19 protein-coding genes are annotated in these 24,697 nt (G+C 62.4%); 18 read left to right on the forward strand and 1 reads right to left on the reverse strand.

Annotated features, from left to right (window positions below; translation table 11 throughout):
• Positions 1–23: 23 nt before the first annotated feature.
• The 15 genes from metF to I7X13_RS16285 all read left to right on the forward strand — a co-directional run bounded on the left by metF (position 24) and on the right by I7X13_RS16285 (position 16,937).
• Positions 24–980 (forward strand): methylenetetrahydrofolate reductase [NAD(P)H], encoded by a 957-nt coding sequence (gene metF / locus I7X13_RS16215; RefSeq protein WP_198069985.1) that lies wholly within the window; start codon positions 24–26, stop codon positions 978–980.
• A gap of 179 nt (positions 981–1,159) precedes the next feature.
• On the forward strand, positions 1,160–1,720 hold the full coding sequence (locus I7X13_RS16220) for a hypothetical protein (RefSeq protein WP_198076275.1): 561 nt from the start codon (positions 1,160–1,162) through the stop codon (positions 1,718–1,720).
• A 32-nt stretch (positions 1,721–1,752) separates the two neighbouring features.
• On the forward strand, positions 1,753–2,193 hold the full coding sequence (locus I7X13_RS16225; protein WP_198076276.1) for a putative signal transducing protein: 441 nt from the start codon (positions 1,753–1,755) through the stop codon (positions 2,191–2,193).
• 68 nt (positions 2,194–2,261) lie between these two features.
• Positions 2,262–3,452, forward strand: a complete 1,191-nt coding sequence (locus I7X13_RS16230) for a PA14 domain-containing protein (RefSeq protein WP_198076277.1) — start codon at positions 2,262–2,264, stop codon at positions 3,450–3,452.
• 199 nt (positions 3,453–3,651) lie between these two features.
• On the forward strand, positions 3,652–4,497 hold the full coding sequence (locus tag I7X13_RS16235) for an SDR family oxidoreductase (RefSeq protein ID WP_233454826.1): 846 nt from the start codon (positions 3,652–3,654) through the stop codon (positions 4,495–4,497).
• Between the two features lie 268 nt (positions 4,498–4,765).
• Positions 4,766–6,175 (forward strand): L-lactate MFS transporter, encoded by a 1,410-nt coding sequence (locus I7X13_RS16240; protein ID WP_198076279.1) that lies wholly within the window; start codon positions 4,766–4,768, stop codon positions 6,173–6,175.
• Positions 6,176–6,209: 34 nt separating this feature from the next.
• Positions 6,210–6,356 carry an MFS transporter small subunit gene (locus tag I7X13_RS16245; RefSeq protein ID WP_198069979.1) on the forward strand — a complete coding sequence of 49 codons (147 nt, stop codon included), beginning with the start codon at positions 6,210–6,212 and terminating at the stop codon, positions 6,354–6,356.
• Positions 6,357–6,528: 172 nt separating this feature from the next.
• Entirely contained in the window at positions 6,529–7,122 is a 594-nt protein-coding gene (locus tag I7X13_RS16250; protein WP_198076280.1) for a gluconate 2-dehydrogenase subunit 3 family protein, read from the forward strand.
• Between the two features lie 92 nt (positions 7,123–7,214).
• Entirely contained in the window at positions 7,215–8,927 is a 1,713-nt protein-coding gene (locus tag I7X13_RS16255; RefSeq protein WP_198076281.1) for a GMC family oxidoreductase, read from the forward strand.
• Positions 8,924–10,258 carry a family 1 glycosylhydrolase gene (locus tag I7X13_RS16260; RefSeq protein ID WP_198076282.1) on the forward strand — a complete coding sequence of 445 codons (1,335 nt, stop codon included), beginning with the start codon at positions 8,924–8,926 and terminating at the stop codon, positions 10,256–10,258. Before I7X13_RS16255 ends, I7X13_RS16260 begins: the two co-directional genes overlap by 4 nt.
• 113 nt (positions 10,259–10,371) lie before the next feature.
• Positions 10,372–10,962 (forward strand): hypothetical protein, encoded by a 591-nt coding sequence (locus I7X13_RS16265; RefSeq protein ID WP_198076283.1) that lies wholly within the window; start codon positions 10,372–10,374, stop codon positions 10,960–10,962.
• 9 nt (positions 10,963–10,971) lie between these two features.
• Positions 10,972–11,286, forward strand: coding sequence for a hypothetical protein (locus I7X13_RS16270; protein WP_198076284.1), 315 nt, complete (start codon positions 10,972–10,974; stop codon positions 11,284–11,286).
• Positions 11,287–11,450: 164 nt separating this feature from the next.
• Positions 11,451–11,996 (forward strand): hypothetical protein, encoded by a 546-nt coding sequence (locus I7X13_RS16275; RefSeq protein ID WP_198076285.1) that lies wholly within the window; start codon positions 11,451–11,453, stop codon positions 11,994–11,996.
• Between the two features lie 269 nt (positions 11,997–12,265).
• Positions 12,266–14,815, forward strand: a complete 2,550-nt coding sequence (locus I7X13_RS16280; RefSeq protein WP_198076286.1) for a DUF5686 and carboxypeptidase-like regulatory domain-containing protein — start codon at positions 12,266–12,268, stop codon at positions 14,813–14,815.
• A 70-nt stretch (positions 14,816–14,885) separates the two neighbouring features.
• The gene (locus I7X13_RS16285) at positions 14,886–16,937 is read left to right on the forward strand and encodes a 7TM diverse intracellular signaling domain-containing protein (protein WP_198076287.1); all 2,052 of its coding nucleotides are present in this window, start codon (positions 14,886–14,888) and stop codon (positions 16,935–16,937) included.
• Positions 16,938–17,078: 141 nt separating this feature from the next.
• Here the strand turns inward: I7X13_RS16285 and I7X13_RS21345 are convergent, their stop codons facing one another.
• Entirely contained in the window at positions 17,079–17,342 is a 264-nt protein-coding gene (locus I7X13_RS21345) for a hypothetical protein (RefSeq protein WP_213019093.1), read from the reverse strand.
• 47 nt (positions 17,343–17,389) lie between these two features.
• On the opposite strand from I7X13_RS21345, the gene I7X13_RS16290 reads away from it, so the two are divergent.
• The 3 genes from I7X13_RS16290 to I7X13_RS16300 all read left to right on the forward strand — a co-directional run bounded on the left by I7X13_RS16290 (position 17,390) and on the right by I7X13_RS16300 (position 24,661).
• Positions 17,390–19,786 (forward strand): beta-glucosidase family protein, encoded by a 2,397-nt coding sequence (locus I7X13_RS16290; protein WP_198069969.1) that lies wholly within the window; start codon positions 17,390–17,392, stop codon positions 19,784–19,786.
• A 69-nt stretch (positions 19,787–19,855) separates the two neighbouring features.
• Complete coding sequence (locus tag I7X13_RS16295; RefSeq protein ID WP_198076288.1) at positions 19,856–23,020, forward strand: SusC/RagA family TonB-linked outer membrane protein; 3,165 nt, start codon at positions 19,856–19,858, stop codon at positions 23,018–23,020.
• 126 nt (positions 23,021–23,146) lie between these two features.
• Positions 23,147–24,661 (forward strand): RagB/SusD family nutrient uptake outer membrane protein, encoded by a 1,515-nt coding sequence (locus tag I7X13_RS16300; protein ID WP_198076289.1) that lies wholly within the window; start codon positions 23,147–23,149, stop codon positions 24,659–24,661.
• Positions 24,662–24,697: the final 36 nt, after the last annotated feature.

Here is a 24,697-nt window from a genome sequence, read left to right on the forward strand (position 1 = left end):
GTGCCGCGTTCCTATCCAGACCAATGAAAGTTACCGACCACCTCGCCCAGGCCAACGGCAAAACCCTCTTCTCCTTCGAGGTGCTGCCACCCAAAAAGGGCGAAAACATCCACACGCTCTTTTCGAATATTGAGCCGCTGATGGAGTTCAAGCCGCCGTTTATCGACGTGACGTATCACCGCGAGGAGTACGTGTACCGCCACCACCCCAACGGCCTGCTGGAGAAGAAAACCGTGCGCCGCCGGCCCGGTACGGTGGGTATCTGCGCGGCCATCAAAAACCGTTTCGACGTGGACACGGTGCCCCACCTCATCTGCGGCGGCTTCACGAAGGAGGAAACCGAAAACGCGCTGATTGACCTGCACTTTCTGGGCATCGACTCCATCTTGGCCCTGCGCGGCGACCCCATTAAATCGGAAGGCCACTTCAAGCCCGAGCCCGACGGGCACGCTTACGCCTGCGACCTCATCGGGCAGGTGGCCAACCTGAACAAGGGCGAGTATCTGGATGAGGAACAAGACGATACCTGGGCCACTAATTTTTGCATCGGCACGGCCGGCTACCCCGAAAAACACTTTGAAGCGCCCAACTACGCTTCTGACATTAAGTTTTTGAAGCACAAGGTGGACCGTGGGGCCGACTACATCGTGACGCAGATGTTCTTCGACAACGAGGAGTTTTTCAAATTTGAGCAGAAGTGCCGCGAGGCGGGCATCACCGTGCCCATCATCCCCGGCCTGAAACCGCTGACCACCAAAAGCCAGCTCACGATGCTGCCGCGGGCCTTTTTCCTCAACCTGCCCGAGCCGCTGGTGGAAGCCATCAGCCAGTGCCGCGACAACGAGGCCGCCCGCACCATTGGCATCGAGTGGTGCCTCAACCAGAGCCGCGAGCTGATGGCCCACGGCGTGCCCTGCCTGCACTACTACTCAATGGGCAAGTCGGAAAGCATCCGGCGCGTGGCCGCCGAGCTGTTTTAGGACGCCTTAAAAAGCGGTTGGAATAGATAAAAAAGCCCGTCATGCTTCGACTGCGCTCAGCATGACGGGCTTTTTTATCACAGCTTTTCATTCGAGCTAACTTTTCGGCCGGCGCGGCAGTACAGGGCACAGACGGCCGTAGGGGTCGTTATTTGCATTCTATTTACCGTATTCGTGCTATGAAAGGCAATCTGCGCAATCAACCGTTTACCCTGAAAATTGGCGGCGCATTAGCGGCCGCGCTGCTGCTCACCAACTGCGACTCGACGCCGAACGAGCGCCGGGAAGTGGCCCGCTCAGCTGGCCGCGAGCTTGACAGCGCCGCCCGCACCGCCGCGCACAAGCTGTCGCGCATCGGCAAGGCCACGGCCACATACAACGAGGCCAACCGCGCCCGCCGCGCCCGGCCCCTCGACCCACGCCAGCAGCTGGCCATGGAGGCCAAGCTGCTGGGCCCCTACAACGGCCAGATTAACGCCCTCACGCCTCAGGACCTGCCCGCCGCCTATGGCCAGCTGGTGCGCGAAACCCGCACCCAGCGCGCCACCTGGACCGACCGCGACTGGGACTATGCCCGCGCCGTGTACCAGCGCCTGAACGACCAGCTGAAGCAAGTCCGCATGGACATGCCGGCCCGCGACGAAGTGCGCGTGCGCGCACGCCAGGCCGAGTTTGTGAGTCTGCAGGCCGGCCACGCCGTGGATGGCATCGACGCCGCCACCCGCAAGCAGCCAAAATAGAATTATTAATTTTTAATTCATAATTCCTTCCCGTGTCCCGCCCCGATTCCGTCGTTTTTCTCGAATCGTTTTACGAGCCGATGGCGGCCAACCTGGCCCGCACGCGGCTGGAGGCAGCGGGTATTCCGTGCTTTCTGAGCAACGAGAATCTGGTGGGGCTGCTGCCGCTGTATAGCCCCATTACGGGCGGCGTGCGGCTGCACGTGCGGCAGGCCGACGCGGAGGCTGCGCTCGAAATTCTGCACGCCGAGCCCGAGCCCCGCGCCACCGGCCCGGACGTCGCTTCTTTCGAAGCCGACGCGCCCGACCCCGTGACGCCCCGCTGCCCACGCTGCGGGTCGTCGGATGTGGCTTGGGGGCCGGCCACGCGCAATACCTACGGGTTCTGGTCGGGGCTGCTATCGGTGCTGCTGCGGTTTCCGGTGCGTGGCAACCGGTTTCATTGCTTCCACTGCGGCAATGAGTTTGCTTAGGTAGCCGGCAGCAGGTTATCGAAGCTGAAAGCCAATACCAAAAGCGTCGGAATTGCCGTTATTGCAGCATGGCTGGCGAACACAACCGGCGGCTTGGGCTGCCATTACTTATTGGATTGGCGTTGCCGGGGGTGCCTGCGCTGGCGCAAGCGCCCCTGCCTTCCGGTGACGGCATCAGAGGCGACTACTACGAAGGGACGAATTTTGAAAAGTATGTCCTGACTCGTCGCGATGCGACCATCAATTTCAACTGGGGCCACCAGCCGCCCGCATCGGGGATGCCAGCCGAGGAGTTTTCGGTGCGCTGGACGGGCTGGCTGGTGCCACCGGCCAGCGGCAAATACGTTTTTCATGTTACCGTAGACGACGGGGTTCGGCTGTGGCTGAACGACCGGCAGCTGCTGAACGAATGGCGCGGACAGCCCCTAAGCGACTACACCGCCACGGCGGAGTTGCGGGCCGGCGAGCCGTACCACCTGCGGGTTGACTACTGCCAATACGGCCTGGATACCCGCATTTTTATTACTTGGGAGCGGCCCGACGTACCCCAGAAACCGCCGACTGCATCGTGGCGCAACTTCTGGGGCAAAATGGCCGAAACGCCAAAGTTGGCGCCAATTCCGACCAGTTACCTGTTCAGCCGCAACCCGCCACCGGCCGCCACCGGTACGGCGCCCCCCAAGCCAATAGTTCGGCCACCGAAACCAAGGCCGGCCCGCGTCATTTCTACGCCGCCAACTTTGGTACCTGTCCGCCCGGCCGCGGTGGTGCCTAAGCCGGTTCGCAGCCCCGCTCCCTTGCCCAAACCGGCCGCTTCCGTTGGAAGCAGCGGGGCAATAGCAGTTTCACCACCGGCTGCGGCCCCAACACTGCTTCTGGCCGATTCTGGCAGCGCGGCTTCGCTGACCGACCTAGCTGTTGGAGGCACAGTGACGTTGCCGGAACTGTATTTCGACCAGGGCAAGGCCGCGTTGTTGCCGCCTGTGCGCACGGCGCTGGATGCGCTGGCCGGCACCCTGCGCACTCGGCCGGAGCTGCACTTTGAGGTGCAGGGCCACACCGACAACGTGGGCAACGCCGAGCTCAACCGCCAGCTCTCGCAGCAGCGGGCCGAGACCGTGTGCCTCTACCTCACGGCCCACGGCGTGGGCACGGCCCAGCTGCGGCCGGTGGGTTACGGCGGCACCCAGCCCGTAGCCGACAACGCCGACCCTGCCCAGCGCCCCCGCAACCGCCGCGTGGTGCTGCGCCGGCTGTGAGCCACTGATAGGGTAGCACGGGCAAATAGGCGGGCCAGTGGCAGCCATTGGCGGGTTTTTCGCGTAAGCCAGGGCATCACGTTTTCCTACCAACATGCCTCCGAAGAAAACCCCAGCCGCTCCCGCCGCCAAAAAGCCCGCCGCCCCGGCTAAAAAAGCTGCCCCTACCAAAACCGAGCGCCGCCCCACTGCCAAGGACATGAAGGCCGCCGCCCAAAAGCTGCCCTACCCAGCCAAGCAGGCCGACATGAAGCTCCAGCCCGACTCCGACCTGGCCAACTACAAGGCCGCCGGCAAGCTGAAGGACAAAGTCGCCATCATCACCGGGGCCGACTCCGGTATTGGCCGGGCCGTGGCCATTGCCTTCGCCAAGGAGGGCGCGCACGTAGCTGTCGTCTTCAATGAAAACGTAGAGGATGCGGAGAAAACCAGGCAAATGGTGGAAAAGGAGAAGCGCAAGTGCCTATTGCTCCAGCTCGACGTGCGCGACCACGAGCAGTGCAAGCAGGCCGTGCGCCGCACCCTGGCCGAACTGGGCGGCCTGAACGTTCTGGTGAACAACGCCGCTTTCCAGATGAGCCAGGAGAAATTCGAGGACATCCCAGAGGAACAAATTCGCCGCACCTTCGACACCAACATTCTGGGCTACATCTGGATGGCGCAGGCCGTGATTCCGCACCTCCAGAAGGACGACTGCATCATCAACACGGGCAGCATCGTGGGCATCACCGGCATCCCCATTCTGGTGGATTATGCCTGCTCGAAGGCCGGCATTCACGCCCTCACCAAGTCGCTGGCGCTGTACCTGGGCGAAAAGGGCATTCGGGTGAACTGCGTGGTGCCCGGCCCGGTTTGGACGCCCAATATCCCCGGCACCATGCCCCGCGAGGAAATCGCCAAGTTTGGCCACGAAGTCGCCCTCAAGCGCCCCGGCCAGCCCGAGGAGCTGGCCCCAGCCTACGTGCTGCTGGCCTCCCAGGACGGCTCGTTTATGACTGGCAGCCTCGTGCATATCACTGGCGGCAAGCTCAGCAGCGACGAATAACGCCTGTCATCCTGAGCGCAGCGAAGGACCTTCTCACGTCCGCGCAGCTTGCACGAACTCAACTATGCGAACGTGACAAGGTCCTTTGCTGCGCTCAGGATGACAGACGTGTTTCAGGACCTATACCTGTTTAGCAACATTTTCGCGCTGCGGATAATCAACCAGCGAAGCCGCCGGTTACCTTGGCACTTGTCGCCCGCTTTCAGCGCGTTAGGCGCAGCAGCGACGGCATTTTTTGTCTTCTTCCACTTCAATTCCCACCTTGAACATGGCCGACAATTCCTCTTCGCTTCTCGACCGTAGCCGCACCGTGGCCGGCCCGGGCTACAACCGCTGGCTGGTGCCGCCGGCGGCCCTGGCCATTCATCTGGCCATCGGGCAAGCTTACGCCTTCAGCGTGTTCAACAAGCCGCTGGGCGCGCTCATCAGCGGCGACCCGGCCAAGCCCGCGCCCGACGACTGGACGCCCCTGCAAATCGGCATCACGTTTTCCATCGCCATTGTGCTGCTGGGCCTATCGGCGGCCATTTTTGGGAAGTGGCTGGAGCGCGTGGGGCCGCGCAAGGCCATGCTGGCCTCGTCGCTGTGCTTCGGCGGCGGCTTCCTCATTGCCTCGCTGGGTGTGCATCTGCACAATATCTGGCTGCTGTATTTTGGCTACGGCGTGGTGGGCGGAATTGGGTTGGGCATTGGCTACATTTCGCCGGTGAGCACGCTGATTAAATGGTTTCCGGACCGCAAGGGCGTGGCTACGGGCATGGCCATCATGGGCTTTGGCGGGGGCGCGATGATTGGCTCGCCGCTGGCCAACAACCTGATGACGCACTTCAAAGGCTCAGCCCCCATGGGCGTGGCCCCTACGTTCATTGTAATGGGCATCATTTACCTGATTTTTATGCAGTTTGGCGTCTGGACCATCCGCGTGCCCGCCGATGACTGGAAGCCCGCCGGCTACGTACCAAGCACTGAGCACAACGACATGATTACCACGGCCAACGTCTCGGCCGACAACGCCATCAAAACGCCGCAGTTCTGGATGCTGTGGGTGGTGCTGCTTTGCAACGTGACGGCCGGCATCGGCGTGCTCGAAACGGCCTCGCCGCTCATTCAAGAGACGTTTTCGGACACGGCCATGGGCGCGGGCAAGGGCGTGACCGCCGCTGCCGCCGCCGGGTTTGTGGGCCTGCTCAGCCTGTTCAATCTGCTGGGCCGCTTCTTCTGGTCGTCGGCTTCGGACAAGCTGGGGCGGAAGGTGGCTTATGCCATCTATTTCGGCCTGGGCACCATTATGTACGCCCTCATTCCAACGCTGGGGCACAACCTGCAGCTGACCTTGTTTGTGGCCGTGGCCTGCGTGATTATCAGCATGTACGGCGGCGGGTTTGCCACGGCCCCGGCCTACCTGTCCGACCTGTTTGGCAAGTACCAGGTGGGGGCCATTCACGGCCGCCTGCTCACGGCCTGGAGCACGGCCGGCGTGCTCGGCCCGCTCATTGTGCACTACCTGTCCGATAGCCGCAAGGCCGAAGGCTTTTCCGGGGCAGCAGCTTACCAAACCGTGTTTTACACCATGGCCAGCCTGTTGGTGGTGGGCTTCATTTCCAATATCCTCGTGCACGCCGTAAACGAGCGTTACTACGAAAAAGGCCCCGTGACGGTAGAAGCCGGCGCCCACTAAGCCTTTGTTTTTCAAACCCTAATTTGACCTCGATATGAATCCGCAACCCAACAACTCAACCCCTCCCGCTACCGAATCCGGCATGGGCGGCTCGGTGGTGCTGGCCTGGCTGGTGGTGGGCCTGCCCCTGGCCTGGGGCGTGTCGCAAACTTTCATTAAGGCACTGGCCCTGTTTAAGTAAGCACTGTTTTTCTATTGCGCTGAGAAGCCGCCAGTTTAAAGCCGGCGGCTTTTTTTGTGGGTTCTGTTTAAGAAATACCCCCGCAAACCTGCACCCTTTCGGGCGGTTTCACTCGTAAGTAATTATTAGCTGAGCCGTTGCCGGTGGTAGTGCGTCAGCCCAAGCCTTCTTTATGTCCGTTCCTACTTATCCCAGCGGCACCGTGCGCGCGCTGCTTGCCACGCCGCACGTATCGGAGGCTACCCGCACCGCCGTGCAGGCCCGCCTCGATGCGCCGGCTTACCCCCCGCAGTTCTTGGCCCCCGAAACCTATGCGCTGCTCGAAGCCGTAGCTGCCCGCCTCTTCCCGCAGCCCGACCGCCCGGAGCAGCCCATCCCGCTAGCCCCGGCCGTGGACCAGCGCCTGACCGAAGGCCGCGCCGACGGCTGGCGCTACGATGCCCTGCCGCCCGACCGCGAAGCCTACCGCCTGGGCCTGGGCGGCATCCAGGAAATCGCACAAGCGCAGTTCCAAACCGATTTCACGGCGCTGAGCGCAGAGCAGCAGGACACGGTGCTACAGGCACTGGCCGCTGCCACGCCCCCCGGCAAAACCTGGGAAACGCTGGATGCAGGCCGTTTTTTTGAAGAAATGCTGGCCGAGCTAACCGAAACCTACTACGCCCACCCACTGGCCCAGGAGGAAATCGGCTACGTGGGCATGGCCGACCTGCCCGCCTGGACGAAAATAGGCCTCAACGAGCGGGAAGAAAGAGAACCCGCGTAGGAACGCGCCACGGCGCATTCTTGACTGTAGCGCCGATAAATAACTGTATTCTAAAGAATGACCGCGCCGTGGCGCGTTCCTACCCCAAGTATATGCCCGACGAAGAAGTGCTCGAAGAAGGCGTCCTCAACCCCGTCAAGCCCGAAATTCAGGACCCGCTGCTGCAGGCCCTGCTGGCCGATGAGCCCGCTGCGGCTCCCGTAGCGGTTGATACTCCCCAGGAACAACCGCAGGCTATCGAGCCCGAAGCCGACGAAGTGGACTGCGTGGTGATTGGGCTGGGCGCGGGCGGCGCGCCGCTGCTGGCCCGCCTGGCCATGGCCGGCCTGAAGGTGGTGGCCCTGGAAGCCGGCCCCTGGCACACGCCCGAGAAGGATTTTGCCACCGACGAAAAAGCTCAGGATTTCCTGTTCTGGAACGACGAGCGGCTGGCCGCCGGCCACAACCCGCTGGCCATGGGCAAGAATAACTCCGGCACAGGCGTGGGCGGCAGCACGCTTCACTACACGGCCTACACCCCCCGCCCGCTGCCCGATGATTTGCACATTCGGCGCGACTTCGGGCAGGGCGAGGACTGGCCGGTGAGCTACGAAGAGCTAGCCCCGTACTACGAGGAAGTAGAGCAGTTCATCGGTGTTTCGGGCCCCACGCCATATCCCTGGGGCCCAGCCCGCCGCAAGGGCTACCCGCTGGCCCCGTTGCCACTGAATAGTGCCGCCCAATTGATGGTGCGCGGCGCTGAGAAAATGGGAATTCGCACCTCGCCGGCGGCTAATGCGGCGCTGTCGGCCCGCTACTATCAGGAGGGTGTGGGCTGGCGCGAAGCCTGCACCAACCGCGGCTTTTGCCAGGCCGGCTGCTCCAATGGCGCGAAGTCGAGCATGGACGTCACCTTCATTCCGCTGGCGGTGAAGCACGGGGCCGACATCCGCCCCAACAGCTTTGTGACGGAGATTGAGCGCGATGCGCGGGGCTACGTCACGGGCGTGGTGTACACCCAGAACGGCGAGCAGAAACGCCAGCGCTGCCGCCACCTGTTCCTTTGCGGCGGCTCAGTAGAAACCCCGCGCCTACTGATGCTGAACGAGTTGGCCCTGACCAGCGGGCAGGTAGGCCGCAACCTGATGGCGCACCCCGGCCTGCAGGTCTGGGGCACGTTTGCCGAGGAGGTGCGGCCCAACAAGGGCATTCCCGGCGGGCTGATTTCGCAAGACACGCACCGGCCGGCCGGGGCCGACTTCGTGGGTGGCTACCTGCTGCAAAGTATTGGCGTGATGCCCGTGACGTTTGCGGGCCAGGTGGCACGGGGCCGCAAGCTCTGGGGCCAGCCCCTGCGCGATTACATGCGCCAGTACAACCACATTGCCGGCATCAATATTCTGGGCGACTGCCTGCCGCACGCCGACAACTTTATGGAGCTGGCCGAAGAAAAGGACGCCCGCGGCCTGCCAAAACCCCGCCTGCACTTCACGGCCCAGGAAAACGAGCAGCGCATGAACGCCCACGCCGAGAAAATCATGCGCGGCATCTGGGAAGCGGCCGGCGCTACCGACATCTGGGCGTTTCAGCGCTATGCGCACGTCATCGGCACGGCTCGCATGGGGCTATCCGGCGATGATGCCGTGGTGGATGCCAACGGCCGCGCCTTCGACGTGCCCAACCTCTACATCTCCGATAATTCCACCTTTCCCAGCGCCCTGAGCGTGAACCCGGCCCTGACCATTATGGCCCTGAGCCTGCGCACGGCCGACAAGTTTCTGGAAAGCCAGCAGCGCCGGGACGTTCTAAGAAAACCCACCCCATGAAGTCTTTCCTCACAGAGATAAAAGAGCATTTCGGCGACGGCAACTACGAGGGCGACGAATACGGCGGCGCGCGCGGGCACAACGGCAACGGCCTGCCTACGGGCCTGCCCAACAATTTCATGTTTGCCACCGGCATCGAGTGCAGCTACCCGACCATCGACCATGGCAAAACCCGGCGCGACCTGCTGGCCGAATGCGACCACTACAACCGCTATAAGGAAGACCTGGCGCTGGTGAAGGAAATGGGGCTGAAGGTGCTACGCTACGGCCTGCCTTACTACAAAATCCAGCTCAGCCCGACGAAATACGACTGGGAATTTGCCGACCGGGCGATGGCCGAAATGCAGCGCCTGGAAATCACCCCAATTCTGGATTTGATGCACTTCGGAGTGCCCGATTTCATTGGCAATTTCCAGAACCCCGAGCTGCCGGTGCATTTCGCTGCGTATTGCGAGGAAGTGGCCAAGCGCTACCCTTGGGTGCGCTTCTTCACGCCCGTGAACGAGGTTTACGTGACGGCCAAGATGAGTGCCAAAGATGGCATCTGGAACGAGCAGCTGAAGTCGGACAAGGCCTTTGTGACGGCCCTGAAGCACATTGTGGCGGCCAGCATCATGGGCACGCAGCGCATTGCCAAGCACCGGCCCGATTGCGTGATTGTGCAGAGCGAGTCGGCCGAGTTCACCCACGAGCTGCGCGCCGAGCACACCTACGAGGTCCAGATGCAGAACAAGCTGCGCTTCGCCGCCCTTGACCTGCTCTATGGCCACCACCCCGAGGGCGACGTGCTCAACTACCTCTACGACAACGGACTGACCCGGCGCGAGTACGAGTGGTTTATGGCCGGCGAGCCGCCCGGCTACCAAATAATGGGCAACGACTACTACGGCCGCAACGAGAAAATCATGCTGCCGAACGGCGAAATCTGCACCAGCATGGACGTGCTGGGCTGGTATAACATCACCCGCGACTACTACCTGCGCTACAAAAAGCCGGTGATGCACACCGAAACCAACGTCCTCGAAGCCAAAGAAGCCCCCACCTGGCTCTGGAAGCAGTGGGTGAACATACTCAGAATGCGAAAAGAAGGCGTGCCTGTGCTCGGCTTTACCTGGTACTCGCTCATCGACCAGCTCGACTGGGACAAGGGCCTAGAGCGCAAAGTGGGCACCGTGAATCCCTGCGGCCTCTTCGACCTCGACCGCCGGCCTCGACCCGTGGCCGAAGCCTACAAAATGCTGCTCCAGGAGTACGGCCAGATTACCATCGTGCCCCACGGTGAGCTGTTTGAAGTAACCAAAGGGCCGGCCACGCTGAAGGTAGAGGTGTAGCTTGGACGCTATGGGTCTGCGTTCGATATTGCTGTAGCGCCTGGATGCGCGGGCTCACAGAGTCCACGATGGATTCACTCGCTCTACACCCGCCGAGCATTCTTTGCGCTACCATGAAATTTCAGCCCCTCCAAAACCAGTTCCGCCGCCTGCTCTGGCAGCACGCGCTGCTGCTGCTGCTGGGCCTGGCCCTCTACCTGCTCGACAAGCACGAGGGCCTGCCGCCCAACGTGATTACCGGCATCTTATTGGCCGCCGCAGCCGGCAAAACCGGCTACTTCCTGCTGCACAACTTTCGGGCGCTATCGGCCCTGCGCGAGACTTTCCAGCAGTTTGTGCTGCTCGTCTCGCTTAATCTGGGCATGATATCGCTGTCCTTTGCCCTCGATTTCTACTGCCTCTACCGCGTGAATGGGCTGGCCTTCAGCGGCCTGCGGCCGGGCACCGAGCTGGAGGTGTTCGGCCAGCTGTTCTACCACAGCGTGGGCACGCTCATCAGCAACTCGGGCGGCAGCATTGCGGCGGCGGCCGGCACCACGCAGGTGCTGCTGCTACTGGAGAAAATTGCCGGCTTCGTGTCCACGGTTTTTGTTATTTCCAACGCTTCCAACTACCTGCGCCCTGCGCACCGAACCAGGCGCCCCGCCCCGGCCGAGTCTCTGCCGGAAGCCGCACCCGCGACGATTTCGGCTCCGCAGCCGTAAACCGGGCGTATGCCTCCATCCTCCCCCTCCCTGCTCCTGCGCGTAGCCGCCACCTGGCCCCTGCCGGGCCTGGGCCTGCTGGTGCTGCCCGATGGTCCCACTCCACTGCTGCAGCCTTACGCTCTGCACACAGCGCTGGCAGTGGCCTGCCAGTTACCTGATGGCACCCAGCAGCTAGGAACTGCCACGGTGGAGGAAGTGAGCCACCCCGGCTCTGCTCCCGGGCCGGTACGCGGGCTGCTGCTCGATATGGGAACCGCCAGCCCGGTGCCGCCGGGCACTGAAATCTGGCTAACAGGATATAGCGCCGACGAGCTCCGGTAAGTCCCACACAGCCGTTTATCGACTCTCAATTGCCTCCGTCGACTTTCCGGAGGGCTTGGTAGACGCGCTTTGGCGGCGCGGGTGCGCCCTGGCTAGTTTCGACGCACCCGAAGGACGGGCCGGCCAGCTGGCCGTTTTTGCATTCCTTTTTCACGCTGTAGCTCATGTTCAAAACGCTCTTTTCACTCCTGGCGCTCGCCTTCCTACTATCCGGCCCCATGGCCTCGGCCCAATGCCGCGACCCCTGGATTGCCCAAGCCTACCGGCAGATGGCCAACCGTGCCCCCGTGGGCCAGGGCGAAGTCTGCGAGTGCAACATTCACCTCTACAACAACGGCACCTGGGGCAATTACAACGAGCTGGCCAGCTACGTGAAACAGTACTTGCAAAGCGGCGTGCGCCTGGGCTATGCCCCGTTGGCCAACGGCAACTTCGCCGTAGCCGTGCTGCAAGGCAACCAGGTTGCCGCTATTTCGGTGCTGAATTCGGGCGGCAATGTGGTGGCTTCCGGGGGCGGCAATGTGGTCGCTTCAGGTGGCGGCAATGTCGTTGCTTCGGGTGGTGGCAACCTGGTAGCCTCGGGCGGCGGCAATATTAGCGGGCTCAGTGCCAACACGCCAGGCTTCTCCTTCGGCCAGGCCCGGGGCGTGCTTGCCGCCGGCGAGCGCCGCCTACCCACCAGCGGCGGCGGTACCCTGGTCATCCGCTGAGGTCGTCAATATCCTATTTTTTGCTATCTGCTCCCCGCTTCGGCTTTGGCTGGGGCGGGGAGTTTTTTTTGGCCGCTGCTTCGCCCGGCTCATTGCCCAGAACGGCCCTTGCGCACTTGGTCGACGCGCGACAGCTATTCGCTTGGCAGGTTTAATCTTTCACCAGAAATTTTCCTGTTTTCGGCACGGAACTAGTTGGGAGCCGCTTGCGCTTTGCGTAAATTGCCGGACTACTTAAGGTTTTGGCATTTGGCTCTTTTATACTCCGTATGAAATTTCTTGCTCCGCTGCTCCTGGTGTGCCTCCTGGCACTGCCAGCCGCCGCCCAGCGTATTGTAATCAGTGGCCAAGTGGTGGAAGCTGCCAACGGTGAGCCGGTGCCGTTTGCGTCCATATTTATTCCTAAAACCAGCGCCGGCATCACGGCCGACTTAGATGGCAAATTCAAGCTGAGCGTGGCGGGCTCGCCCGATTCCATCGCGGTTTCGGCCATGGGCTTTGCCACGCAGCGCCGCAAGCTCAGCAATGCGGCCGTGCAAACGGTGCTGTTCCGCCTGAAAACCGGCGGCGTCACGCTCGGCGAAGTGTTTGTGAGCTCGCGCCAACCCGAAAACCCCGCCTTCCGCATCTTGCGCGAGGTGCAGAAGCACAAGCCCGAAAACGCCCGCACCTACCTGAAAGCGGCCGAGTACGACTCCTACAACCGCATCGAAACCAGCCTGATTGACGTGCCGGCGGCCCTTAACAACCGCAAGGCCATTCGCGACATTCGGGCGCTGGCCGTGCGGCAGGGCGCTGCCGCCGTGGGCGACCCCGACGCGCCGCTTCCGGTGTTTGCCTCCGAAGTGGGCTCGCGGGTATACCAGCGCAACAACCCCATTCGGCGCCGCGAAGACCTGCTGCACAAGCAGATGCGCGGCGTGGGTCCCCGCGAAGGCTCCATCCTGAGCCAGATGCTGGGCTCGAACTTCCAGAACTTCGACTTTTATCCGAACTGGCAAAACGTGCTGGGCAAGGATTTCATCTCGCCCATTGCCGAAGGCGGCCGCGGCACCTACGACTACGAGTTGCAGGACTCGGTGTTTGTGGGCAAGGATTTCTGCTACAAAATTGCCGTCACGCCCAAGCGCAGCCACGATTTGGCCTTCAAAGGCACCATCTGGATTACGCAGGAAGGCTACGCCCTGCGCCGCCTAGACTTGGTGGCCAGCCCCGAGGCCAACATCAACTTCGTGAACGACCTGCGCGTGTCGCAGGAGCTGACCTCGCCCGGTGAGGGCCCCGGCCTGCCCACGCGCACCAAGTTGCTCATCAGCGTGCGTCCCTACGAGAAGCAGGCGGCCATGCTGGTGCGCTACACCACGGTGAGCAGCAATTTCGTGCGCAACAAGATTCACGACGAAACCGGCTTCTACGACCAGCCCATCGTGTCGTCGCTGATGGAACCCGCCGATGCGCCCGCAGGCGGTTTGCTCAGCGGCCTGCCCCAGGGCGGGGCCGGGGGCTATTTCGATACCCACCGCCCCGACACGCTGAGCCTGAGCGAGCGCCAGGTGTTTGCCGTGCTCGACTCGGCCAAACAGTTGCCCTCGGTGCGTAACCTCCTCGACTGGGTGGACCTGTTTGTGAACGGTTACAAACGGGTGGGCAAACTCGACATTGGGCCGATTTCGACGCTGTACGCCCACAACGACTTCGAGGGCAGCCGCTTCCGCATTGGTTTCCGCACCACCCCGCTCATTAGCCGCGACTGGCTGACGCAGGCTTTCGTGGCCTACGGCACCCAGGATGGCCGCTTCAAGTACGGCGTGCGCGAAAGCTACATTGCTGAGCGCCGGCACTGGACGGTGTTTTCGGCCGATTTTAAGCACGACGTTGAGCAGACTGCTTTGCTTGATAACGACTTTCTTGATAACAACAACCTGTTTCTGGCGGCTTCGCGCTGGGGCCGCTTTCAGCGCCCGGCGCTGCGCGACATTGTGGCGCTGAGTGTGCAGCGCGACCTGTTTCACGGCTTCACCCAGACCCTGACGGCGCGCTACCAGTTCATCGACCCATTGTTTCCTTTGGCCATTGCGCCGCCCAGTGGCCCCAACGACACTCCGCCGTCCGACCTGCTGCACCTGAACGAATTGGTTTCGGAATCGCGCTACGCGCCCGATGAAACCCTGGTGCAGAGCGAAAACCGCCGCCGGGCCGTGGGCCTGAAACGGTGGCCGGTGTTCAACTTCCGCTACACGCTGGGCTCTATCGAATGGTACCGGGGCCACCACATGTACCACAAGCTCAACCTGGCCATTACCCACAGCGTGTCGGTGGGTTATTTCGGCCGGCTCAATTATCGCATCGAGGGCAACTACATTCCCACACCGCTGCCGTACATCATCCTGAAAGCTCCGTTGGGCAACCAGACCATTTTCTATAACCCCAACGCCTTCAACCTGATGAATTACTTCGAGTTTGTGACGGACCGTTCGGTGTCGTTGCGCCTCGACCAGCATTTCGAAGGGCTGTTGTTGAACGCCATTCCCGGCATCCGCACGCTGAACTGGCGCCTGGTGGGCACAGCCAACGTGCTGTACGGCAATCTGTCGGACAAAGCGCGCGATGCCAACGGCCGCTCCAATTACTTGCCTGGTGCTATTCGGGAGCCTTATGTAGAGGTAGGTTACGGCATCGAAAACATTTTCAAGTTCATTCGGGTCGATTTCCTGCATCGCCTCACTTATCGGGACCAGCCGGCGCCCCCGCCCCCGGGCCGGCCCGACAACAGCCACCAGAACTTCGGCATCCGGTTCGGGGCGCAGTTCCGCCTCTGATTTTTGGCAGATTCCGCCTCAACGGTCCGTCCGGCTATTCGCTGGGCGGACTGTTGTATTTTAGGGGCCTATGTGGTTACTCTCTTATTTACGCTGGCACGCGCAACGCCGGGCCGTGGCTAAGCGCCCGGTAGCGGCTCCAAACAGCCTGCTTGCCCGCGTCCGGCTGCTGTTGGTGCTGGCCCTGCTGGGCGGCCCGGCCCGTGCTGCCCAGCCCGAAGACACGCTGGCCGTGAGCCCGAGCAACCCCGCGCTCTACCTAGAAGAGAATTATTACAGCATGCTGGAAGACCCCACGGGCCGGCTCCGGCTGGCCGACGTGCAGTCGCCGGCTTGGAGCCACCGCTTTGTGGTGCTGCGCGGCTCGGGCCACCCGCCCAATATCCAGCATCCGCGCAGCACCTATTGGCTGCGCATCACGGTGCGCCACGCACCCGCCGAAAACGCCGCTTGGTACCTGGAGCTGTACGATTCGCACATCGGACAGGCGGTGTTTTATGGGCCACGGCCCGGCTCGGCCACGGCCTACGACAGCGTGGCCACCGGGGCCAGCCACTCCTTTGCCACCCGCCCACATCCTTACAAAAACTTCCTGTTTGACCTGCCACCCCGGCCCGGCGAAACCGCCACCTACTACCTGCGCCTGCACTCCGACACGCGCACCAGCTTCCGGGCCATGCTGCACAGCGGCGCGGGGCTCATCCCGGAGTTGTCGCTGCAATACTGGCTGCTGGGCATGTTCTACGGCGTGCTGTTCATTATGGTGCTGTACAATCTGATTCTGTTCTTCTTCCTGAAGGAACGCACCTACCTCTACTACGTGCTCTACGTGCTGAGTGGTACGCTGCTGTTTCTGACCGAGGACGGGCTGGGTTTCCAGTATTTATGGTCGGCTTCGCCCGAGTTGAATCACTTCGTCGGCGCGCTCGCCCCGGTGCTGCTGCTGCTCACCTTTGCCACCTACGCCAGCGGCTTTCTCGATACGGCATCGCGCCTGCCAGCCCTGCACCGCCTGGGCACGTGGGTGGTGGGCGGCAGCACGGCCCTGCTTGTGCTCGATGCCGCCGTGGTGCACTCCGGGTTCAGCTTCTGGCTGTACCTGCTGCCGTATGGCCTGCTGTACTACGCGGCCTTTCGGGCATATGGCAGCGGGCTGCGGCCGGCCCGCTACCTGCTGCTGGCACAGGCGTTGGTGGCCATCAGCCTCACGTTTCTCATCATGCGCAAGCTGGGTATCAACTTCTACAGCAACGTGTATACCGTGTACAGCCTCAACGCGGCCTTCGTAGTAGAAGTGGTGATACTAAGCTACGCGCTGGGCGAAAAGCTGAAGGGTCTGATGGACACTACCTTGCTCACCCAGAACCGCCTGCTCAAGCAGCTCCGCAAAAAGCACCAGGCCCAGGACCGCCTGGTAGAACAAATGCGCGAAAACCAAGCACTTAAAGACCAGCTTAACACCGAGTTGGAAGGCCTAGTAGCCCTGCGCACCGCCGAGCTTCGCCAGCAAAACGACACCGTGGCCGCCCAAAACCGCGAGCTGCTGCAAGCCAACGGCCTGTTGGCCCTACAGTCGGCCGCCATCGAGAAGCTCAACGGCGACCTCAGCCGCGACCTTCACGCCGAAAAGGCCGCCCGCATTGAATCGAAGGAAGTAGACTTCGGCGAATTCAGTCAGATATATCCCGACAAGGACGCCTGCCTGCGCTACCTCGCCGACCTGAAGTGGGGCCACGGCCGCTACCAATGCCGCAAATGCGGCCACGAAAAAAGCTGCGAAGCCCGCGAGCCCCACGCCCGGCGCTGTACTCGCTGCCGCTACGTGGAGTCGGCCACGGCGGGCACCTTATTGCAAAAGTGCAAGTTTTCTATTGTCAAGGCGCTGTATGCCGTGTTTCTGATGCACGCTCACAAGGGCAATTATTCTCCCTCCGAACTGGCCCGAATCCTGGACCTGCGCCAGGCCACCAGCTGGGCTTTTGCCCAAAAGGTATTGCAAGCCCTGCAGCGCCGCCGTCAGGCTCCCGACTTTGAAGAAGGGGAACCATGGACGCACGTACTGCTGGATGCCGGCACCGAAGCCGAAGTGGAGGAGAATGAAGCCGTAAAAGCCGTCGATTAAGCGTGCCTTAATTTCCGGTAACGTTTGTGACGGACTCCGCAATCGGTTTGCCCGCCTGGCTGCCTGATGGGTGGCATTTTAGCTTGGCACTCTGGAATCGGCGAATAATGTTGGTTTTATTTCAGTAAACTCTATTTTTTTTCATTGTTTTTTAGCGAGCGGTACGAAAACTGAAAACGCTTTAGCTACTTGTTTCAAGGGGGAATAGGAAATGAGTGCGTGTGCAGCAAGCGTATAAGCCCCGCTGACCGTGCTGGCAAAAACAGCCAAATCAGGCATTTCAGGGCATTTATTGAGTTGCATTTGCCAAACACACTCTTCTACATTTGGCCAACTGAATACTCCAGATGGCCCGGTTTTCTTCCCTTCTCCGCACTCGCTTACTAGCTGGCCAGTTTCCGGCACGGGTAGCTCAACGTCACTCTGTCGCGTGGCGCAGCTTGCTGTTGGCAATGCCACTCCTCGCGGCCTGCCAGCGGGGAGCCGTGCCCATGGCCACTGCCGCCGCATCTGCTGAAACCACCGTAGCCGAAATAGCGCCGCCTACTTTCAGCCCCCGCGTACAAAAGCTGCTGGCGCAAATGACGCTGGAGGAGAAAATCGGGCAGATGACCCAGCTGAATATTTCGGCCATAAACCACGACGGCTCCAACGGCGACGTCACGCTCGACTCGGCCAAAGCAGCAGCACTGGTCCGGAATTTTCATATTGGCTCGTTCATCAACGGAGAAGCGGTGCCGGCAGCGCAGTGGCTGCGCTATTCGGCCGCGCTCCAGCGCATTGCCATACGCGAGTCGCGCCTACACATCCCCATGATTTACGGCATCGACCACATGCACGGGGCCAGCTACGTGGGCGGCACGGCCATTTTCCCGCACAACGTAAACATCGGAGCCAGCTTCAACCCGGCTCTGGCCCGGCAGGCCGCCCGCGCCACCATCCTCGAATCGGCGGACCTGGGCCACCACTGGGTGTTTGCCCCGGTGCTCGATTTGGGCTTGAATACGTACTGGCCCCGCTTTTATGAGACGTTTGGCGAAGACCCGCTGGTGGCAGCCACGCTCGGCGCGGCTTTCACCATTGAGCTTCAGACCAATACCGAAATTGCGCCCTACAAAGTGGCGGCCTGCGGCAAGCACTTCATTGGGTACTCTGACCCACGCAACGGCTGGGACCGCACCAACGCCCTCATCCCCGACCAGCGGCTGCAGGAGTTTTTCCGGCCTTCGTTTCAGGCCGCAATCGATTCCGGCCTGAAATCCATCATGATTAACTCAGGCGAAATCAACGGCGAGGCGGTGCACGCATCCAAAGCCATTCTCACCGATTTGCTGCGCCGCCAGATGGGCTTCAAAGGCGTGGCCGTGACCGACTGGGAAGACATTAACCGCTTGGTGCGGGTGCAGAAAGTGGCCCCCAACGAAAAGGAGGCCACCTGGATGGCCATCGACGCGGGCGTGGACATGGCCATGACGCCCTACACCACCAGCTTCTGCCGCATTGTGAAGGAGCTGGTGCAGGAAGGCCGCCTGACGCAGGCCCGCATCGACCTTTCGGCGGGCCGGATTTTGCAGATGAAGGACGAAATCGGCCTGTTTGAAAACCCCATGCCCCGCGCCGACCGGCTCAGCCGCATCGGCGACCCGGCCCTGCGGGCCCAGGCTGTAGCGGCCGCCCGCGAATCGGTAGTATTGCTTAAAAATGAACGCAATGCGCTACCTCTGGCTCCGACCCGCGTGAAGCGCCTGCTGGTGGTAGGCCCCTCGGCCGACTCGCGCGCCAACCTCTGCGGCGGCTGGACCCTGGCCTGGCAGGGCCGCGCCGAAGACGCTTACCCCAAGGACGTGCCCACGCTGCTGGAGGCGCTACGCCGCGAATACCCGCAGGCCAAAGTCGAGATGCTGCCCTACCGCGATGCCGCCGGCAAAATGCAATTGGCCAGCATTTCCGCGGCCGCCAGGCAGGCCGATGCCGTGGTACTGGCCCTGGGCGAGCGGCCCTACACCGAAGGTTTGGGCAACACTTCGGACCTCACCCTACCCGCCGACCAGCAGCAGTTGGCCCAGGCGGCACAGGCCAGCGGCAAGCCCACGGTGCTCATCGTCATCGGCGGCCGGCCGGCTATCATCCGCGGCGTGGCGGAGGGCTCGTCGGCAATCATCTGGGCAGGGCTGCCGGGCTACGGAGGGGGCACGGCTTTGGCCGAAATCATCAGCGGGAAGACCAATCCAAGTGGCAGGCTGCCATTTACTTATCCGCAGTTTGCCGGCCACATCACCAACTACCACCACGACAACAACGAGAACAGTCTCGATTTGAGCGACTTCGGCGCGGGCTACGCGCTGCCGGGGGCTAAGTACAAAAGCTCGATGCTGACCGAGTTTGGAGAAGGGCTGAGCTACACGACCTACACATACTCCGGGCTGGCGCTGAGCGACTCGGTACTGACCGGCCCGGCCGCCCGGCTGCGCGCCACGGTGCGCGTAGCCAACACCGGCCCCCGCGCCGGCCAGGAAGCCGTGCTATGGTTCCTGACCGATGAAGTTGGCCGCATTGCTCGGCCGGTGCGGATGCTAAAGCACTTTGAAAAACAAACTTTTGTCGCCAGCCAAAGCCAACAGCTGGCCTTCGATATCGACCCGCTGCGCGACCTGAGCTACCCCGACGGCCAGGGCCGCCCGCAGCTCGAAACCGGCTGGTACACCCTGCGCGTGGGGTCCCAGACGGCCCGGTTCCGCTACGTGGCGGGGCCAGTGGCTAGTGCCACCCCGGCCGCGGGCAAAGCCACCGGAGCCGTACGCCCGATACCTGACCAATCGCGCACCGCAACGGCGGGCGCATCGCACTAACCAATTCGCTAATTCCCCGGCTGCTTTCTGACAGCCGCCGCCTCGCTTACGCTTTTTAAAACTCCCACCATGAAGCGAACTTTTTACCTGATTGCGCTGCTGCGGCGCACCACCGTATTGCTGGCCTGCGGGCTGCCGGTGCTGGCAACAAGGGTGCCGGCTATGGCAGCAAACCGCCCGGTAATGCGCCCGGCGGCCGATGTGCCTGTGAGCGGCCGCGTGACCGGGGCCGACGGCAATGGCCTGCCCGGCGTGACCGTGCTGGTGCGCGGCACCTCCATCGGCACCTCCACCGCACCCGATGGCAGCTTCTCCCTGACGGCTCCCGAAGGCAGCACACTGGTGTTCAGCTTCGTGGGCTTTGGCACTCAAACCGCTGTGGTAGCCAGTGGTACACCGGTGAGTGTTACGCTGCGCGAAGATGCCAAGCAGCTAACCGAAGTGGTGGTGGTGGGCTACGGCACCCAGGACCGAGGCAGCGTTTCCAGCGCTATTTCCTCGGTTTCGGGGCGTGACATTGCTACCCAGCCGGTGGCCGACCCCACGCAGGCGCTGCAGGGCCGTGCGGCGGGCGTGACCGTGACGCAGAACTCGGGGGCGCCGGGCGGGGCGGGCGGCACGCAGGTGCGGGTGCGCGGCATCACGTCGGCCGGCAACAACTCGCCGCTGTACGTGGTGGACGGCTTCCCGCTGCCGTCGTCGGACGCGGGCGGCAACAGCGTGGAAAACCAGCTGAACGCCATCAATCCTAATGATATTGAGACGATTGACGTGCTGAAGGATGCTTCGGCTACCGCCATTTACGGCCTGCGGGCCGCCAACGGTGTGGTTATCATCACCACTAAGCGTGGCAAGGCGGGCACGTCCAGCATCACCCTGGACGGCTACCGCGGCATCCAGCAGGTGTGGCGCAAGCTTGATTTGCTGAATGCGGAGCAATACGCAGTTATCAACAACGAAAGCATTCTGGCCCAGGGCTCGTCGCCGGTGCAGGAGAAGCTGCGCGACCCCAAATCCCTGGGCGCGGGTACCGACTGGCAGAAGGCCGTTTTTCGGCCCACGGCCGTGATTCAGAGCTACAACCTGAGCGCGGCGGGCGGCAGCGAGAAGGCGCGCTACGCAGTATCGGGCGGTTACTTCCAGCAGGACGGCACGCTGAACGGGTCTAATTTTGAGCGCTTTACGCTCCGGGCCAATGGCGACATCCAGCTCAGCAAGCGCGTAAAAATTGGCAACAGCCTGTCGGTAACGCACCTGAGCGACCGGCAGCTGAACACCGGCAACGACGAGTTTGGCGTGCTGAACAACGTGCTGCAGGCCCCGCCGGTGCTGCCCGTATACCGCCCCGATGGCACCTGGTACGAGGCTGTGAAAGCCGATAACTACGTGGAGCCCAACCCGGTGCTGCAGTCGTTGATTGCCAATACCAAGTTCAACCGCAACCGGGTGCTATCCACGGTATTTGCCGAGGTGGAGCCGCTCAAGTACCTGCGCTTCCGCACCAACGTGGGCGTGGATTTGATTTTCGACAACGGCAGCGGCTTCACGCCTTCGCTCGGGCCAAACTCGCCGCGCAACGGCCCGGGCACGGCGTCGGCCTACGCGTTTTCGAACTACAATCCCGGCTACCTCATCGAGAACACGCTGACCTATGACCGGCTGTTTGCCGAGAAGCACCAGGTAACGGTTCTGCTGGGGCAGTCGGCGCAGGAATTCAATTTCAACTCAGTGAGTGCCAACCGCGTGGGTTACCTCAGCAACGACCTGCAGCAGCTCAACAACGGCCCCCAGACTAATCAGACCAACAGCGGCACCAGCAGCCAGACGCGCCTGGCCAGCTACTTCGGCCGGGTGAACTACGACTTTGCCGGCAAATACATTTTCTCGGCCACGGTGCGCTACGACGGCAGCTCGGCGTTTGCTACGGGCTACAAGTTTGGTTTCTTCCCGGGCGCTTCGGTGGGCTGGCGCTTGTCAGAAGAGGAATTCATCAAGAACATCAGCGTTATCAGCAACCTGAAGCTGCGCGCCGGCTACGGCCGCGTGGGCAACCCGCTTAATGCCGGGCAGTTTGCGTACCTGGCTACCATCAACACCGGTATTACCTACCCCTTCGGCCCCGGCAACGTGGCCACGGGCACCCAAACCATCAACTCGGGTGCGGCCCCTACCCGCGCCCAGAACACGCAGCTGCGCTGGGAAGACAACGTGCAAAGCAACCTCGGCGTGGACGTGGGTCTGTTTGGCAACCGCATCGAGGCCACGGTGGACGTGTATAACCGTCGCTCGCCCAACCTGATAAACAACGTGCCAGCCTACCTCGTGACGGGCACTTATGAGGCCGTGCCCACCAACTCGTTGGTGTCGTACAACCGGGGCATTGATGTTTCGCTTTCGACCCGCAACCTAGTGGGCGGCGACCGGGGCCTGACCTGGACGACGTCGGCGGTGTTTTCGGCCTACAAAAACCGGATTGAGGACCTGGGCACGGGCGGCACCGCCTTCAACGGCGCCACCAACCGCAGCGGCACGGCCATTGTGCGCTACGACAAGGGGCAGGCTTTTGGCGCGTTCTACGGCTACGTGGCCGAGGGCCTGTTTCAGACGCCGGAGGACGTGAAAAACCACGCCACCCAGACCGTGAACGCCGACCCCGGCAAAAGCACCGGCCCCGGCGATATCCGCTTCAAGGACCTGAACGGCGATGGCAAGATTACCGACGCCGACCGCACCTTCATCGGCAACCCCAACCCCGATTTCACCTACGGCCTGAACAACACCCTGAGCTGGCATGGACTGGACCTTAACGTGTTCGTGCAGGGCTCGCAGGGCAACGACGTGTACAACCTGAACCGCGTGTACACCGAAGGCGGCCTATATAGCAACGGCAACAGCAGCACCCGCGTGCTGGGCCGCTGGACCGGCCCTGGCACCAGCACCGACGTGCCCCGCGCCATTGCCGGCGACCCCAACCAGAACCTGCGCGTGAGCAGCTACTTCCTGGAGGACGGCTCCTACCTGCGCCTCAAAACCCTGACCCTGGGCTACAATCTGCCCAAGTCCCTCACCCAGCGCGTGGCCGCCCAAAGCCTGCGCGTGTACGTGACCGGCCAGAACCTGGTGACGCTGACCAAATACACGGGCTTCGACCCGGAGCTGGGTGGCCGTGGCATCGACTTCGGCGTGTATCCGCAGTCGCGGGTGTATCTGGCGGGCGTGAACATCGGCTTTTAAGCGAAGGCGAGGAACAACCGCCTGTCATGCTCATCTGGCGTCCGCGCAGTCGAAGCATGACGGACGCTCCCCACTCCCCGATTCCCGCTCCCTACTCCCCGATTCCACACTTCTAATTCCCACCAGATGAACTTCCTCCCCAAAACCGCCGCCGTGGGCTTTCTGCTGAGCCTGGGCCTGCTGACAACCACGGGCTGCGGCGAAAAATTTCTCGAAGAAGCCCCGCGTGACCAGCTCACGACCCAGAACTTCTACCGCAACGAAACCGACGCCATCCTGGCCACCAACGCGGTGTACTCGCAGCTGAGCCGCAAGGGCCAGTATAATTACTCGCTGTGGGGCATCGGCGACATCATGTCGGACAACTCGAACACGGGCGGCGGCGGCGGCGGCGACGGGGCCGAGGAAATCCAGCTCGACCAGTTCAACATTCCCAGCAGCAACCCCATGACCAGCGCCCTGTGGGCCGGCTGCTACGTGGGCATTGGCACGGCCAATCTGGTGATTCAGAAAGTGCCGGGCATCACCAACATGAGCCCGGCCATCCGGACGCGGTGCGTGGGCGAGGCGCAGTTTCTGCGCGCCAAGTACTACTTCGACCTCGTGCGTTGCTTCGGCGATGTGCCCCTGCTCACGGCACCGCCCGCCAGCCCTGCCGACGCGGCCATTCCGCGCACGCCGGCCGCCAAGGTGTACGAGCAGATTATCAGCGACCTGACGGCCGCCAGCGGCAGCCTGCTGGGCAGCTACAGCGGCTCCGACCTGGGCCGCGCCACCAAATGGGCCGCCATGGGCTTGCTGGCCAAGGTGCAGCTCACGCTGGGCAACAAGGCCGAAGCCGCCCGCCTAGCCCAGCTCATCATCGCCACTGGCCCGCACAGCCTGTGGGCCAACTACGGCGACAACTTCAAGCTGGAAAACGAGAACGGCAAGGAGTCGTTGTTCGAAGTGCAGTTTGTGTACGACCCCTCGCAGTCCTACGATTTCAACCACCTGGGCTTTGCCGGCAACGAGTTTTTTGCTCCGCGCGGGCAGGGGCTGGCCCCACAGGGCGGCTACGGCTTCAACATCCCCGAGCCCAACTTCGTGGACGGCTATGAGGCCGGCGACCGCCGCCAGGCCGTCACCATCTTCAAGCCCGGCGACCCGTATCCGGCGGGCAGCACCTACCCTTCGCAGCCCGCCAAACTGGACGGCTCGCCCAACGGCTACAACGTGCGCAAGTGGCTGGTGCCCAAAACAGTGACCAACGTCTGGGACTCGCCGCTCAACTTCCCGGTGCTGCGCCTGTCCGAAATCTACCTCATTGCCGCCGAGGGCCTGGGCGCTACCACCGACGGGTTTAAGTACCTCAATGTGGTGCGCCGCCGGGCCTTTGGCGAAGACATGCTGAGCACCTCGCCCCAGCCCCACGACCTGAACAGCAGCAACACCGGCGACTTTTCGGCTGCCGTGCTGCGCGAGCGCCGCTATGAGCTGGCCTTCGAGGATGACCGGTGGTTTGACCTCAAGCGCACCGGCAAGCTGCTCACCAACGCCCACCTCATCAGCAAGGGCATCAAGCCTTTCAACGTCGTGCTGCCCATCCCGCAATCGGAGCGCGACGCCAACCCCAACCTGACGCAAAACGATGGCTACTAAGCGCGTCGGCTCATTCCCACCCATGCTACCCTCCGT

The sequence above is a fragment of the Hymenobacter negativus genome (genome assembly GCF_016056375.1).
Classification (GTDB): Bacteria; Bacteroidota; Bacteroidia; order Cytophagales; family Hymenobacteraceae; genus Hymenobacter; species Hymenobacter negativus_A.

Bases quoted from the DNA above. Each gene is read 5' to 3' on its own strand.
- metF (WP_198069985.1), top strand. From the start codon at position 24: ATGAAAGTTACCGACCACCTCGCCCAGGCCAACGGCAAAACCCTCTTC.
- I7X13_RS16220 (WP_198076275.1), top strand. From the start codon at position 1,160: ATGAAAGGCAATCTGCGCAATCAACCGTTTACCCTGAAAATTGGCGGC.
- I7X13_RS16230 (WP_198076277.1), top strand. From the start codon at position 2,262: ATGGCTGGCGAACACAACCGGCGGCTTGGGCTGCCATTACTTATTGGA.
- I7X13_RS16235 (WP_233454826.1), top strand. From the start codon at position 3,652: ATGAAGGCCGCCGCCCAAAAGCTGCCCTACCCAGCCAAGCAGGCCGAC.
- I7X13_RS16240 (WP_198076279.1), top strand. From the start codon at position 4,766: ATGGCCGACAATTCCTCTTCGCTTCTCGACCGTAGCCGCACCGTGGCC.
- I7X13_RS16245 (WP_198069979.1), top strand. From the start codon at position 6,210: ATGAATCCGCAACCCAACAACTCAACCCCTCCCGCTACCGAATCCGGC.
- I7X13_RS16250 (WP_198076280.1), top strand. From the start codon at position 6,529: ATGTCCGTTCCTACTTATCCCAGCGGCACCGTGCGCGCGCTGCTTGCC.
- I7X13_RS16255 (WP_198076281.1), top strand. From the start codon at position 7,215: ATGCCCGACGAAGAAGTGCTCGAAGAAGGCGTCCTCAACCCCGTCAAG.
- I7X13_RS16260 (WP_198076282.1), top strand. From the start codon at position 8,924: ATGAAGTCTTTCCTCACAGAGATAAAAGAGCATTTCGGCGACGGCAAC.
- I7X13_RS16265 (WP_198076283.1), top strand. From the start codon at position 10,372: ATGAAATTTCAGCCCCTCCAAAACCAGTTCCGCCGCCTGCTCTGGCAG.
- I7X13_RS16270 (WP_198076284.1), top strand. From the start codon at position 10,972: ATGCCTCCATCCTCCCCCTCCCTGCTCCTGCGCGTAGCCGCCACCTGG.
- I7X13_RS16275 (WP_198076285.1), top strand. From the start codon at position 11,451: ATGTTCAAAACGCTCTTTTCACTCCTGGCGCTCGCCTTCCTACTATCC.
- I7X13_RS16280 (WP_198076286.1), top strand. From the start codon at position 12,266: ATGAAATTTCTTGCTCCGCTGCTCCTGGTGTGCCTCCTGGCACTGCCA.
- I7X13_RS16285 (WP_198076287.1), top strand. From the start codon at position 14,886: ATGTGGTTACTCTCTTATTTACGCTGGCACGCGCAACGCCGGGCCGTG.
- I7X13_RS16290 (WP_198069969.1), top strand. From the start codon at position 17,390: ATGCCACTCCTCGCGGCCTGCCAGCGGGGAGCCGTGCCCATGGCCACT.
- I7X13_RS16295 (WP_198076288.1), top strand. From the start codon at position 19,856: ATGAAGCGAACTTTTTACCTGATTGCGCTGCTGCGGCGCACCACCGTA.
- I7X13_RS16300 (WP_198076289.1), top strand. From the start codon at position 23,147: ATGAACTTCCTCCCCAAAACCGCCGCCGTGGGCTTTCTGCTGAGCCTG.